General features: G+C 64.8%; 15 protein-coding genes. 7 read left to right on the top strand and 8 right to left on the bottom strand.

Annotated features, from left to right (window positions below):
• Nucleotides 1-42: 42 nt before the first annotated feature.
• Entirely contained in the window at nt 43-942 is a 900-nt protein-coding gene (locus BJF79_RS24475; RefSeq protein WP_075900782.1) for an ABC transporter ATP-binding protein, read from the top strand.
• The gene (locus BJF79_RS24470; protein ID WP_075900780.1) at nt 939-1,682 is read left to right on the top strand and encodes an ABC transporter permease; all 744 of its coding nucleotides are present in this window, start codon (nt 939-941) and stop codon (nt 1,680-1,682) included. Before BJF79_RS24475 ends, BJF79_RS24470 begins: the two co-directional genes overlap by 4 nt.
• A 75-nt stretch (nt 1,683-1,757) precedes the next feature.
• Here the strand turns inward: BJF79_RS24470 and BJF79_RS24465 are convergent, their stop codons facing one another.
• The 3 genes from BJF79_RS24465 to BJF79_RS24455 all read right to left on the bottom strand — a co-directional run bounded on the left by BJF79_RS24465 (nt 1,758) and on the right by BJF79_RS24455 (nt 4,109).
• Nucleotides 1,758-2,957 (bottom strand): cytochrome P450, encoded by a 1,200-nt coding sequence (locus BJF79_RS24465; protein ID WP_075900778.1) that lies wholly within the window; start codon nt 2,955-2,957, stop codon nt 1,758-1,760.
• Between the two features lie 321 nt (nt 2,958-3,278).
• Nucleotides 3,279-3,587, bottom strand: coding sequence for a hypothetical protein (locus BJF79_RS24460; RefSeq protein WP_143220139.1), 309 nt, complete (start codon nt 3,585-3,587; stop codon nt 3,279-3,281).
• Nucleotides 3,588-3,713: 126 nt separating this feature from the next.
• Nucleotides 3,714-4,109: an ATP-binding protein gene (locus BJF79_RS24455; RefSeq protein ID WP_262402538.1), complete on the bottom strand. Its 396-nt coding sequence runs from the start codon at nt 4,107-4,109 to the stop codon at nt 3,714-3,716.
• Nucleotides 4,110-4,249: 140 nt separating this feature from the next.
• On the opposite strand from BJF79_RS24455, the gene BJF79_RS24450 reads away from it, so the two are divergent.
• Nucleotides 4,250-5,059, top strand: a complete 810-nt coding sequence (locus tag BJF79_RS24450; protein ID WP_143220137.1) for a helix-turn-helix transcriptional regulator — start codon at nt 4,250-4,252, stop codon at nt 5,057-5,059.
• Nucleotides 5,056-5,250, top strand: coding sequence for a DUF397 domain-containing protein (locus BJF79_RS24445; RefSeq protein WP_075900770.1), 195 nt, complete (start codon nt 5,056-5,058; stop codon nt 5,248-5,250). Before BJF79_RS24450 ends, BJF79_RS24445 begins: the two co-directional genes overlap by 4 nt.
• A 327-nt stretch (nt 5,251-5,577) precedes the next feature.
• On the opposite strand, the gene BJF79_RS24440 is transcribed toward BJF79_RS24445, so the two are convergent.
• Together BJF79_RS24440 and BJF79_RS24435 are read right to left on the bottom strand one after the other, a co-directional pair.
• Entirely contained in the window at nt 5,578-6,912 is a 1,335-nt protein-coding gene (locus BJF79_RS24440; RefSeq protein WP_075900768.1) for a DNA cytosine methyltransferase, read from the bottom strand.
• Between the two features lie 190 nt (nt 6,913-7,102).
• Nucleotides 7,103-7,801, bottom strand: coding sequence for a hypothetical protein (locus BJF79_RS24435; RefSeq protein WP_262402507.1), 699 nt, complete (start codon nt 7,799-7,801; stop codon nt 7,103-7,105).
• 112 nt (nt 7,802-7,913) lie between these two features.
• On the opposite strand from BJF79_RS24435, the gene BJF79_RS24430 reads away from it, so the two are divergent.
• From BJF79_RS24430 to BJF79_RS24420, 3 genes are read left to right on the top strand one after another with little or no spacing between them, the layout of a single operon-like run.
• A complete protein-coding gene (locus BJF79_RS24430; RefSeq protein WP_075900764.1) occupies nt 7,914-9,329 on the top strand; it encodes a ParB/RepB/Spo0J family partition protein in 1,416 nt (471 codons plus the stop codon).
• Between the two features lie 2 nt (nt 9,330-9,331).
• A complete protein-coding gene (locus BJF79_RS24425; RefSeq protein WP_262402506.1) occupies nt 9,332-11,164 on the top strand; it encodes a DEAD/DEAH box helicase in 1,833 nt (610 codons plus the stop codon).
• On the top strand, nt 11,148-11,918 hold the full coding sequence (locus tag BJF79_RS24420; protein WP_075900762.1) for a protein NO VEIN domain-containing protein: 771 nt from the start codon (nt 11,148-11,150) through the stop codon (nt 11,916-11,918). Before BJF79_RS24425 ends, BJF79_RS24420 begins: the two co-directional genes overlap by 17 nt.
• An 80-nt stretch (nt 11,919-11,998) precedes the next feature.
• Here BJF79_RS24420 and BJF79_RS24415 read toward each other — a convergent pair whose 3' ends face one another.
• The 3 genes from BJF79_RS24415 to BJF79_RS24405 are packed head-to-tail and all read right to left on the bottom strand — an operon-like array spanning nt 11,999 to nt 13,124.
• Complete coding sequence (locus BJF79_RS24415; RefSeq protein ID WP_083733805.1) at nt 11,999-12,463, bottom strand: very short patch repair endonuclease; 465 nt, start codon at nt 12,461-12,463, stop codon at nt 11,999-12,001.
• Nucleotides 12,460-12,747, bottom strand: a complete 288-nt coding sequence (locus BJF79_RS24410; RefSeq protein WP_083733802.1) for a DUF6881 domain-containing protein — start codon at nt 12,745-12,747, stop codon at nt 12,460-12,462. The genes BJF79_RS24415 and BJF79_RS24410 overlap by 4 nt, the downstream gene beginning before the upstream one ends.
• Nucleotides 12,732-13,124 (bottom strand): HYD1 signature containing ADP-ribosyltransferase family protein, encoded by a 393-nt coding sequence (locus BJF79_RS24405; protein WP_075900760.1) that lies wholly within the window; start codon nt 13,122-13,124, stop codon nt 12,732-12,734. Before BJF79_RS24405 ends, BJF79_RS24410 begins: the two co-directional genes overlap by 16 nt.
• Nucleotides 13,125-13,326: the final 202 nt, after the last annotated feature.

Genomic DNA, 13,326 nt, shown 5'->3' with positions numbered 1-13,326 from the left:
AGGCACCCGACAGGACGGGCCGCGCCGCCTACCGTCCGAACCATGATCGAAGTCGAATCCCTGACCAAGCGATACGGCGACGTGCTCGCCGTCGACGACATCGGCTTCACCGTCGAACCCGGCGAGATCTTCGGCATCCTGGGCCGGAACGGCGCGGGCAAGACGACCACCGTCGAGTGCATCGCGGGCCTGCGCCGTCCGGACGCCGGCCGCATCCGCGTCCTGAACCTCGACCCCGTCCGCGACCGCGCCCGCCTTCGCCGGACCGTCGGAGTCCAGCTCCAGAACAGCGTCCTCCCCGACGCGCTCAAGGTCGGCGAAGCGTTGACCCTCTACCAATCCTTCTACTCAAAAGCCGCAGACCCGGCCAGACTCATGGCCGACCTGAACCTGACGAGCCTTCGGGACAGCCCGTACGGCGCCCTCTCGGGCGGCGAAGCCCAACGCCTCTCCATCGCCCTCGCCCTCATCGGCAAGCCCCGCATAGCGATCCTGGACGAGCTCACAACCGGCCTCGACCCTCAGGCCCGCCGCGACACGTGGGACCTCATCACCCAGATCCGCGACACCGGAGTGACGATCCTCCTCGTCTCCCACTTCATGGAAGAGGCCCAACGCCTCTGCGACCGAGTCGCCATCATCGACCGCGGACGCCTGGCCGCCCTGGACACCCCCGAAGGCCTCATCGCCCGCGTGGACGCACCACAGCGCGTCCACCTGAAAACCCAAAAACCCCTAGACCTGGCAATCTTCAAAAACAACCAGCAGATCCAAGACATAACCACAACCAACACAGAAACGATAATCACCGGCACCGGCAATCTGCTCCACACGGTCACCGCGACACTCCTCGAAAACGACATCACCGCCACGGAAACACGCCAGGAAACAGCGACCCTCGAAGACGCCTTCCTCGCCTTCACCGGCCGGAGGTTCGAGTGACCCCCCGCGCATACGCCCTGCTCACCTGGACCGAGGCCAAACTCGTGGCCCGAGACACCGCAGGCCTGATCGTCCCCCTGGCCCTCCCGAGCCTCATCATGGTGATGAACGGCCTCGGCTCGTCCGAACCGACACCCGCCTTCAAGGGCCTGACAACCTTCGACGCCTACGTCCTACCCCTGACCCTCACCATGATCACGGCCCTGATCGGCATAGTGAACATGCCGTCCTTCCTGGCGGCCTACCGGAAAACCGGCATCCTCCGCCGCCTCTCAGTAACCCCCGCGAACCCGCTCGCCGTCCTAGCCGCCCAAGCGGCCGTAGCCCTGGCCCACACCCTCCTAGGCGTAACCCTGGCCCTCCTGGTGGCCCGCTTCGCCTTCAACGCAGCCCCGCCCCGCGCGCCACTGGCAGCCATCGCAGTGTTCGCCCTGGCAACAGCCGCAGTGTTCGCCGTCGGCCTCCTCGTAGCCGCCCTGGCCCCGACCCCCAACGCCGCCGTAGCGATCGGCCTGCTCCTCTTCTTCGCCACCATGGCCACCGGCGGCGGCTTCGGCCCCGCCGAAAACCTCCCCAACTGGCTGGCCGCCATAGGCACCCACCTCCCCTACGGCGCCTCCCTGGAAGCCCTATCCGCAACCTGGACAGGAGAAAGCCCACCAACCGGCGCCCTGATAGCCCTAGCCGCCACAACAGTCATAGCGGGAGCAGCAGCCACAAAAACCTTCCGCTGGACATAACGAACCCACAGACGGACGCAACGGCGATGCAAGGCCCGCACCGCAGCGCCTACGAAGACGCCCGGCCAGATCAGATCACCAGGTGACGGGCACCTCGCTGAACCCCTCCATGAATCCGCCGAGCCCCCGACGCAGCTCCGCCGCGGGGACGGCCAGCCGGATCCCGGGGAACCTGCGCAGCAGCGTCTCCGTGGCCACCTGCAACTCCATCCGCGCCAGCGCGGCCCCCACGCAGTAGTGGATGCCCGCGCCGAACGTCATGTGGTGGTTCTCCGTGCGCCGGATGTCGACCGTGAACGGGTCGTCGAACACGGCCGGGTCGGTGTTGGCGCTCTCCTTCGACAGCAGCACGCTCGTCCCGGCCGCGAGCACCGACCCGTCGGACAGCTCGATGTCCTCCAGCGCGTACCGCAGCGTCCCGACGGAGGACCCGATGAGCTGCGTCCGCAGCAGCTCCTCCACCGTCGACTCGACCAGCGACAGGTCGTCGCGCACCTGCTCGAACAGGTCGCTCCGGTGCAGCAGCACCGCCGTGCCGGTCCCGATCTGGCAGGCGGTGGTGGCGTATCCGGCGATCAGCAGGCTCTGCGTCCACACGTGCAGCTCGTGCTCCGACAACCGGCCGTCGTCCTCGTCCCGCACCTTGATCAGGCTGCTGATCAAGTCCTCGCCCGGGTTCGCGCGCTTGGCCTCGATCAGGTCGCCCAGGTACGTCCACAGGCCCCTGCGGCACTCGCCGACCTCCTCCGGCGGCAGCTTGGTCACCGACAGGAAGCCGTCCACCAGCCCGCGGAACCGCTCCCGGTCGTCGGCCGGCACACCGAGCAGCTTGCAGATCACCAGGATGGGCAACGGGAACGCCAGCGCCTCGTTCAGATCGGCCGGCTTCGGCCCGGACGCCATCGCGTCCAGCAGTTCGTCGGTGACCGACTGCGCGAACGGGCACAGCAGCTCGATCCGGCGCGCGGTGAACGCCCGTGTCACCAGCCTCCGCCGCGCCGTGTGGTGCGGCGGGTCGTTGTCGAACTCCGGGTCGACGAAGATGTCGTTGTCCTTGGAGATACGCGCCACGCCCGGACGGACGAGGTTCTTGCTCAGCCGAGCGTCGGACAGCAGCTTCCGGACGTCGGCGTAGCGCGTCACCAGCACGGCGGTGTCGCCGCTCGGGAGCCGCACGTCGACCCGGGCCCGCTCGTGCAGGCCGCGGAGCCGTCCGGGGACCTCCATCAGCGGGGTCCACTCGAAGGGGTAGGGGGTCGGGGTGCTGGAGGTCATCGGCATCCTCGCCTTTCTCATTCGCCGCCCCGGCCCGACCGCACGTCACACCGCGCGGCCCCGCGAAAGGACGTACGCGGGTTCCACTCCAGACGCTAGGGACCGCCCCTGGAGGCCCTCTGGAAGACCAAACGACCACCACCCCACGCCCGGTCGGCCGGGCGGTTCCACCGGGCCCGGTCGCCGCAGCGCCCACGTCGGCGCCCTAATCGCCCTAGTCGGCACAACAGCCATAGCAGGAGCAGCAGCCACAAAACCTTCCGCTGGACGTAACCACCTGCAGACGGACGTAGCGGCGATGCAAGGCCCGCCCCGGAGCGGCTACTTCGGCGACTTCGGACGCTTCACAGGGGCGGCCTTCCCCTCGGCCACGAACCGCTCATGCTGCTGCCACCCCTGAAGCCACTTCCACCCGGTCCCCAGCGCCGCCGTAGTGGCAGCGACCATGAACGTGGTCACCTGCGCCTCATCGAGATGAGCCCCGGGAACCAACTGGGCCACCACCCCCGCCAGCCACCCGGCGAACACGGCGAACACTGGAGTGAAGAGAGCAACCCCCCGCCCCAACCAGGACGCCTCGCTCTCCGCCTGGACGCCGCCGTCCTCAACCTCAGGTTCCGACACGAGCACCACCCCACCTCGAAAAGGGCCGCCATGAACTCGTCGGCCCACGCACATAGCGTTGTACCGAGAGCGCATGGCCGCCCCCGAACGTCCGACACCGGCCACATGACCCAAGTGCGGAGTGAAGGTACATCAGGGCTTGAGACGTGCCCAGGCCCATTTGCCCCTTACGGAGTCGGGGCAGTACCCGCACTCTGCGGCGAGCGTGGCGACGATCGGCAGGCCCCACCCGCCGTTGTTGTCCCACCGCTCCTCGGCCAGGTCGAGCGCTTCTGGAGTGAGTTCGACGACTGGACGGGCCTGCGGCGTCCCCGGAGCGTTGTCCCAGACCGCGATGAGTACCCCACCACAGTCCCGGCTGACCTGGAAGCGGATCTCGCCCCCCGCAGGCGTCGCTGTGATGGCGTTGGTCACGAGTTCGGACGCGATCATAAGCGCGTCGTCCGATATGTGTGCGCAGTTCCATTTATGCAGTCGAGCCTTCGTCAGCGTACGCGCCAAACCCGGCGCCGCTTTCGAGGCAAGCATGGACATAATCAGACAATCCGGTGTACCGATCACGGCTCGCGTCGATCCTCTCGACTTGTTTTTGTGTTTGCACGTCAAGGATCGGTAGGCCGGTTAAAGTTCATCTTGTATTCGCAGAAGCCTCAAACAAAGGGGTTCACGTGTCTACAGCAGATGATCTCGATCCACGGTCGTCGCTATATGCATGGCTGGCCCATGACCTGCGGCTTTACCGTCAGAGACATGGACTGACGGGAGAGCAGCTAGGAAAGATCATTGGCTGCGTACGGTCGCACGTTGCGAACATCGAAGCTGGTCGCGCGCGTATCGACATGAAGCAAGCCAAGATCCTCGACGAGCTCTGGAAGACGGGTGGCCACTTCCAGACACTGCTCTTCTTCGCCGAGACGGCTCATGACCCAGACTGGCTACGCTCGTACAGCCAGCACGAGGCCGCCGCAAGCGTGATCAGGATCTATCAAGGCCAGATCATCCCTCCGCCGCTCCAGACCGAGGGATACATGCGGGCGTTGCTTGCGGAGAGTGACGCCAAGGACGTCGAGCTGGCGATCCAATCGCGGATGGCCCGGCAGGACGCGATCCTCACCCGCCCCTCGCCGCCATACGTCTGGATCCTGATGGACGAGGACTCGATCACCTCTGAAATCGGTGGTCGCGAGGCCATGCGCTCGCAGCTCCGCTACCTGCTCGAGGTCGGAGTCCTCCCACACATCTCAGTGCGCATCATCCCCAAGTCGGCCGGCGCACATTTGGGCCTGGACGGCCCCTTTCGGCTTATCACCGTGCGTGACCGGCAGATCGGTTACGTCGGCGCTCGCCGAGGCGGCCGCCTGATCGAGGGACCAACGGAGATAACCGAAATTGCCGTAGATTACGAACGAATCGGGTTCAAGGCGCTGTCCGAGGACGCCACGCGGGCGCGCATCGGTGAGTTGGAGGCAACGAAGTGACCCACTGGCGCAAGAGCTCCCACAGCGGTGCGATCAACGACGAGGCCTGTGTCGAGGTAGCCGATCTCTCCGGTGGTGTCGGCGTCAGAGACTCCAACGACCCAGATGGAGACCGCCTACTGATGAGCCACAAAGCCTTCACCAAGGTCCTCCGAGCGGCGAAACTCGACGCCTTGAACATGCCGCAATGACCTGGCGCAGGAGCTCCTGCAGCGGCAGCGCCAACGACGAGATGTGCATCGAACTGGCGACCTTAAGCCCGGCATCGCGATCAGAGACTCCAAGCTCCGGACGCCCCATGGCTTGTGGTGACGGGCGAAGCGTTCGCCGGTCTGCTGCAAAGGCTTAAGGATACCCGTGTCCACCCATGGCTCTCCATTTTCCCTACTGAAGTCAAGGGGCCATTCATCGCTGGGTGGACGAGTACTGGTCGCAGCGTGATCACGGGAAGGTCGTTGACCGCCGAACGAGGTGGTTGGGTAGCGCGGAAAGGGAGACTCCTTCCGGCTGCCCGACCTTTAGCTGATCCTTGCGCGGTGCTGGGCAAACAATTCGTGGCGCTGGTGATCCTCCTGGCCTAGGAATGCTTTGAATGCTCCTAGGAGGAAAGTTGTCTCGCCGTTTGAGCGCTGCTTTTTGATCAGCTCGAAATCGTGTCCGAGGTGGACGAGGCGGCGTTCTACCTCCGGTTGTTCCAAGGGTGTCCCGTTGGCTGCAAGCTTCACAACTAGCTGCTCTATCGTTATTGGGCGCTTCCGGTCCCGAAGGATTTTGTAAACCGGATCGAGGGTCACCTTCGACGTCTCGATGAGCGGGTGTGGATCACCCTCCTTGCGGAGAGCGCACTTGATGGCGATGCCGAGCGCCTTGGCGACCGGTGGGGGAAAGGCATTGCCAATTTGGCGGTACTGGGCGGTCTTGCCCCCGAGGAACTCCCAATCAGCGAATTCTTCGCCGTGCCAGCCCTGGATGCGGGCAACCATTTCATTAGTCAGCATCGGGTGCTTGGCGCCCGTAGCCCTGGGATTCTTCGGTCCGGGAGGACCATCCGACACCCCCTTGCCGTCGATGCCCATGGCTTCCCAAGCCGCTTTAGCGCGTGTTGGGCCTAGATCGGCGCCACCGTGCTTCTTCGACCCCCCCACGATGGTGGGTGCGATACTGTTGGCCTGCATAACCCAGGCATCGAGTTTCTTCTTGCTCCAGGTTCCTTTTGCCATGAGATCGCGAAGCAGTTCACCGACGCTTTCAGGGGGATTGCTGTGCGGCTCCGGCCAGTGAAAGTACTCGGCGTACTCATGCTGAAGCGCGATCAGCACGAAGCGAGGACGGAGTTGGGAGACCCCGAACTGGTCGGCTTGGAGTAGCCGCCACTCGGCTATGTAGCCGTATTCCTGAAGGCGATCGAGTACGTGCTGCCGGTAAGCTATGAAGCGGTTCCCGCTCAAGCCTTTGACATTCTCCAGCAGGAGTGCCTTAGGCTTTATTTTGCCGCACAATTCGACCGCCCATGCGAACAGGTCGCGTTCGTCGCTGGCGCCAAGTTGCTTTCCGGCGATGCTAAATGGAGGGCAAGGGACGCCACCGGCCAGCAGGTCCACGTTTTGATGCTCGTCGGGGTTCCAGACCTCGGGATCGGCTACGTCTCCGATGCGGACGGCGTCCTCAGCTTCTTTCTCCTTGTATCCCAAAACTTTCACGAGATTGTGGCGGAGTGTCCGGGCTGCATGTCCGTCCAGTTCAACCGCGAGGCGGTGGCGGAAGCCGGCGCGCTCCAGGCCGAGTGACTGCCCGCCGGCGCCTGCGCAGATCTCGACGACCTCGAGCGAATCGTCCTCCGCTGCTCCGGACAAAATATTCTCCCTCCAGACACCCTAATGAACCGCGCACGGCTGAGCGGTACCGACCACGCGGGAATCCGCGCTTACAGCCGCTATAGCTCCGGCGCGGAAAGTCGCGCTTCAGCTACTTAGCTCTAGTCAGGCCGCGGCGAGATGGCATTTTACGGTCCTGAAGGACTGCCGTCGACATCCGCCGCGCTCTCTACCGGAGTTGCTGCTCCAACTCTGCGCTGATCTCGGCCTGCGCTTCCGGCGGCAGGCGCCGATAGGCCGACCAGACTCGGTCCAAGGGGGTGGAGACGCGGCGCTTGCGCTCGATCCAGCGTGCGAGCTTCCTCTGATCTGCCGGGTCGAGGACACGGACGTCGGCTGCGACGTCATCGGCTCGGGCCGCAGAGTCCGAGGAGCCGGCTCGACACCGCTTGCACTCGGTTGCCAACAGCACCTGCTCTCTACCGTCCGGCATGAGGGTGGTACGCCGGGTCACTGACAGGACGGCTGTCCGGTTGGGGTCGTCCGGGTACTCCTCACCACCGGAGATACCGCAGGTGGTGCACAGGAAGTCGTCGCGCTCCAAGACGGCCCTGATCTGCTTGGACGACAGGGCGTGTTGAGGTGCGGCAGCCCGCCTCTCCTTCGGGTCCCAGACAGCCGCGCCGACCTTGGTGAGCCGCTGCTCCTCGGTCGTCAGAGTGGCGTCCTCGGTGTTGGCAAGGATGACCCAGCCGTAGTCGCGCAGATCTCGCACCCGGCGGTCGATCTGGGAGACTCCAGGGAAGGCAGCCCGCAAACGCTCCTTGGTGAAGCTGTTGCCCTCTCCCACTTCCTGGACGAGCCAGAGAGCGGCGCGGACCATGCCGCCTGCTTTGAGAGCTGGGTCGTCCCAGGCAGGTACGTTCACTCTGCATCCCCTAACCGTCTAGCCCTGGCGGCATGCTGTCCAGCGGCCGTAGGCGCTCGCTGCCCGCAGCCCCCGGCGCTCGCTACGCTAGTCGATTGGAGGGACATTATTTATGGCTGCAAGCTTTGGCATCCCGCCTGAGGGCGAAACGATCAGAGCGCTCGTCCAGGACCGCCTGAAGCAGGCTGTCGCTGAGGACGGCGCCAAGGTGACCGTCGACTGGCGGGACGCCGGGCAACGGCATCTCTACGTGATCACCATGCCGGTCAGCATGCTGTACTTCAACCCGGACACCCACCGCGTCCGGGCGCAGCGCACTCTCGACCCCGAGCGCAATCGAGTCCTGAACGAGCGGCCCTGGAGTGAAGAGGGGCAGGAGTACCTCCGATACCTGCTGACGCGGGATCCTAAGGATCCCGGCAAGACCGACCCGGATTACACGACCCTCCTCGACGAGCTTGAGGAGTTCGGCCAGCGCGATCCCGGGATTATCAGCCCGAACGGCATTCTGGTTGACGGGAACACCCGCTGCGCGGCACTCCGGGAACTGGGGAAGGAGTACATCCGTGTAGGAGTCCTCCCTGAGGACACCAGTCGGCATGACATCAACAGGGTCGAGCTCGCCCTCCAGCTCCGCCGCGACAAGCGCCGCGACTACTCCTACCTTAATCGGCTCATAGCAATTGAGGAGGAGCTAGCGGGAGGGCGGAAGCAGGAGGACGTCGCCAGGGAGTTCAATATCAAGCTTCCGACCCTCCAACGAGACCGGTGGGTCTACGAACTGATCAACGACGCGATCGACCGGAGCCGGACCGAAGACGGGGCGAGCCTGCGCCTAGTTGACTTCGAAGACCACCAGGAGAAGCTGCGGGAACTTGCCCGCGACTATGCCAGGCTGGCAGCGACTGACCCCGACGCGGGCGAACGGCTGAAGGAGTCGCGCCTCGCCATGGTGGTCCTCGACCTCCCCAAGACGACGCTTCGCCTTGCCGAACCAGACTTCTACGAGCGCTACCTAGAGGTGCGGCTCCCCGATTCGCTCCGTTCGGAGCCCGGCGCGGCTGCTGGTCCGGTCGGTATCCCCGGGCTCGACGACGTCGTCATCCCTGACGATGCCGACGACGTCAAAGCTGTCCGCAGTCTTACTGACATGCTACTGAAAGCCGATGCGGCCAGAAGGGCGCCAGACAAGGTCTCCCCGACAGAGGTTGCTGCAGCTAACAGTGTCTTCGACACCGCGAGAGACGTGTTCGACACCGCCACGCTCCTCGCGGGGAAGGACGCCCAGCTCCGCAAGCGGCAGACTGCCGTCCCTGAACGTGTGACGGACGCGGCGGAATACATCGACCAATGCGCCGCCGAATTCGCCGAAGCGAAGGCCAAACGGGCACTGGACGAGGATGCCTTCGACGACGCCCTGATCGCTCTGCGGGCCAGTCTTGCCCGGCTGGCCAAGCAGGCCGGTCGGGCGTTCACGTCCCCCGGCAATGGTGTGGACTGGCTGCTCAACGCGACAAAGGACCGGTGATTGTGGACGCCGGCGCCGAACCGAGTCTCGAGATCACCTTCGGGGACGATGCGATCACGGCCCGGTTCCAGACCCGCAAGGACCATGCTGCCGACCTGCGTCGGATGGCTCTGCGATTCCAGAGCGGAGTCCAACGCACACCCACCATTCTCGACGTCGAACTCGACGACCTGCTCAGCAACCTCCGCGCCCTCCAGTCATGGCCGGAACCTGAAAGCGTGCGTTGGAACCGGCATCTGGCCGACCTTGTGCGGGACTCGGCCGCCGACGCCCAGACTGTAGCCCGGGAACTCGCCTCAGAAACCACGCGGATCGGTGCTGAACTCGCTTCAGAAGAGCTCAGTGACCTCCTCGGTCCCGCGTGGACAGGCGACCTCACTTCCTTTCAGCGCCGCGATATCACCAGACTCCTGTCATTGCGCCACGGCGCGAACTTTTCTGTGCCGGGCGCTGGCAAGACCCGCGTCGGCTTGGCCGTCTTTCAGGCCCTGCGCTCGCAGGGCAAGGTCGAGCGGTTGCTGATTGTTGCCCCCAAGTCGGCGCGCGAGTCTTGGCTGTACGAGAACAAGGTGTGTTTCGCCGAGCCTCTGCGGATGTCGCTGTACAGCAACGGCTCTACCTTGGCCGCCGATGCTGTGATTATCAACTATGAGCGACTGGACGGCGCACTCGACGATCTCGGCTTTTGGCTGTCGGCGCGGCCATCCCTGCTTCTGCTTGACGAAGCTCACCGAATGAAGGCCGGCGCCCGGGGCGTCTACGGATCAGCTTGCCTGGCCCTAGGCCCGCGGGCCCGACGGCGACTCATCCTGACTGGGACGCCGGCGCCCAATGGTGCTAAGGATCTGGAAAACCTGTTTGGCTTCGTCTGGCCGGGCCATGGCCGCCAGCGGGTGATCCAAGCCGTTGGAGGCGGTGACCTCGCAAAGGCCAGCCGGGTCCTCCGGCCATTGTTCACCCGCACTACGAAGCACGAGCTCGGGCTCCCTCCGGTGACCACGCGAGTCACACCGGTCGAGCTGCCGCCCCTGCATAACGAGATCTACGAGGCTCTCCTCGGCACGTTTTCCGCACGTCCTACCGGATCGGAGGCGGATTTTCTGGCCTGGGGGAAGATCACGGTCTACCTGCTGATGGCTGCGACCAGCCCGACCCTGCTGCACGTCGGCACGACTCGCTACGAGCCACTGGAATACCAGGTACCGCCGCTGCCGGTACCCAAGGGCTCCCATCTGTCCGACCTGCTGCGTGACCTACCCAGCTATGAGTTCTCACCCAAGTACCGCGAAACGCTGGCCATCGTGGATGCGAACGCCGCGCAAGGCCGCAAGACCCTGGTGTGGTCCACCTTTATCCGCAGCCTCAACACCCTTGAGCGCATCCTTAAGAGGTTCCGGCCGGCGCTGGTCCACGGCGGCACGGAGGACCGCGAAGCGGAGATCGCTCGCTTTCGCAACGACCCCGACTGCATGGTGCTGCTGTCAAACCCCGCCACGCTGGGCGAGGGCATCAGCCTTCACCACCATTGCCATGACGCGGTTTACGTCGACCGGGACTTCGCCGCTGGCCGCTTCCTGCAGAGCCTGGACCGGATCCACCGTCTCGGCCTGGCACCCGGCACAGAAACCCGCGTCACGGTCCTGGCGTCCGAGAAGACGATTGACGATGTCGTGCAGCAACGGCTGAAGGCGAAGTTGGATTTCATGGGGGACGTACTGGACGACGCTGAGGTGAAGCAACTGTCCGATCTCGACGAGGAGCCTGCGGTTGGGGGCGGCCTCGACGAGGCCGACCTCCAGGCTCTGATGGGCCACCTCCGTGTCCGTACCTCCTGACCCTGTCCTCCTCGCTGCTGCCCGTTGGGTAGAAAAGCTGCCTGCCAATGGGCGGGCGCGGTGCCGGTCGCTGTTCTCCACCCACGTCGAATACAGCGACATCAGCCTCACGCAGTACGATGCGGCCTACAGATGGCTGCAAGAGGCTGGGATCCTGGACAACGCAGAGCAGGACCTATCAGTCGGCCAGCGTGTCTTCCGTGCAGTGCTGCTGGCCGGCGATGTCCACTGGTTCCCCGATGCTGACCTCCACGTACGGGGGCCTACTGAGTTGCCGATCGACGCAGGACGGGCCGCCGCGGCACTCGGGCTCAGCGAACTCGAGGCGTACCAGGAGATTCACACCGTTCGGGGTAAGGTCGACGTTGCAGAGCGTTCGAGGATTGGCGCCGCTGGCGAGACCGCACTCATGGACCTGCTCTCGTCATCGGTCTCCGCAAAGATCGAGCACGTTGCTGCTCACTCAGATGGCTATGGCTACGACATCGCCGTCCACGCTGACCGACGCAGCCTGCACATTGAAGCCAAGGCCACTACACGCCGCAACCGCCTGACGTTCTTCCTGTCGCGCCGCGAGTACGAGGTGATGCGGTACGACCCCCTATGGCAGCTCGTCGTCCTCCAACTCACGGACGAACTCGCGGTCGCCGCAATCGCCTCGGTCGCCAGCGCCTGGCTCGCTGCCCGACGACCGTGGCCCCTACGGTTGCTGGGAGACCTGCAGGATCGACGTTCCGCCTGGGCAGGCGACTAGCGGGATACCGCGACTCTTCCCCCTTCTGCACCAAGAAGCCTCAGCGCTACTGCGTGGCTGAGGAGCAAGCAGCGGTTCCCTTAGCCTGCTCGGCGCCTGGACTGGACCGCCTCGCAGACTGTACGGGCGCACCGGTCGGCCGATTCATGCTCCCAAAAACGCAGTACTAGCCATCCCGCCTCGGCCAGACGTTTGTCCGTGTCCCGGTCTCGCTCCATGTTGCGGCCGATCTTCCCACGCCAGTACTCCGGGTTGGTCTTGGGCAGCACGAAGTGCTGAGGACAGCCGTGCCAGAAGCAGCCGTCGACGAAGACGGCCACGCGGGTCGGCCGGAAGACCATGTCTGCGGTCCTGCGCATACCCGGGAGCGGTTTGGCTGCGACCCGGTACCGCAGTCCTGCTGCGTGGACGAGCGACCGGAGCGCAAGCTCGGGGGACGTGTCGCGGTTGCGGTTCCCGAGCATGCTGCGGCGGTTCGCGGCCGACGACGCCCATGAGCCGTCCGGAGCCTGCCAGTCCTCCCCGCTCCCCAGTGCAGGACTCACTCCTCCGCCGCGACTGCCCGAGCCCACGTCTCTTCGAACTCCTGCTCACTGATCACGTGTGGCCGGAACCCTGGCTGGGCAGCGATCTCCGCGACTGCCCCTACGGGTGCTCCCGAAAGACTGGTCTCACCGGCCTCATGGCGCTCGTCAGCGTACTGCAGGTGCCCGTCGCGAAAGACCTCTATCTTGCGGACTTCGTAGCCGTCGTCGCCGACCTCGCTGTAGATGTCAACCGGCTCCTCTCGAAAGTCATGGAACCACTCGACCCTCAAGTACCAGACCACTCGTTCGCCCCCCAGCGGACGATCCTCCTGCTGAGCCCCAGCGGCTCGCGGCTGGGGACAAGGATGACGCTTCTCCTGCACAGGACCAAGGTGAGACCCGCCATGTCTACCTCAACGTAGTGGGTGAAGCGCCATCCCAGCCAGGGGACGTTCACAAGGCGCCGGGACAGTCGCTCAGGCGGCATCGATCCAGGGGGGACATCGGAGAAGTACTGGCCGTCGCCGTAGCGCGCATCTTTCGGGTGTGTTGCGCGCAGCGAAGGAAGCAGAGCACGGCTATCGAGAATAGCGTGCAGCCCTCGCATGTCGGTGTAGTGCCAGAGGGCCGCAAAATCGTCCTGCTGACCGTTCGCCGAGTCGGAGTCGTCTTGTTCCATGGAGGCAACCCGACCAGACCGCACGCTTCTACGTCAATTTCTTCAAGCTTCTGAAATATTTCACGCGGATGCCTGCCGGTCACATCCGACGTACTTCGATGAGCTGCCAGCGCTTTCCCCTCCGCCGCCGCGGCCAGCACTTGATCAGCGCTGCACAAGCGGCGGTGCCGGTCCCGCTAGTCCTGCAAGAAAATGAAATCCA

The organism is Actinomadura sp. CNU-125 (assembly GCF_001942465.1).
Lineage (GTDB): Bacteria > Actinomycetota > Actinomycetes > Streptosporangiales > Streptosporangiaceae > Spirillospora.
Note: the sequence above shows the minus strand (reverse complement) of the source record. Positions and strands in the feature narration are given on the sequence as shown.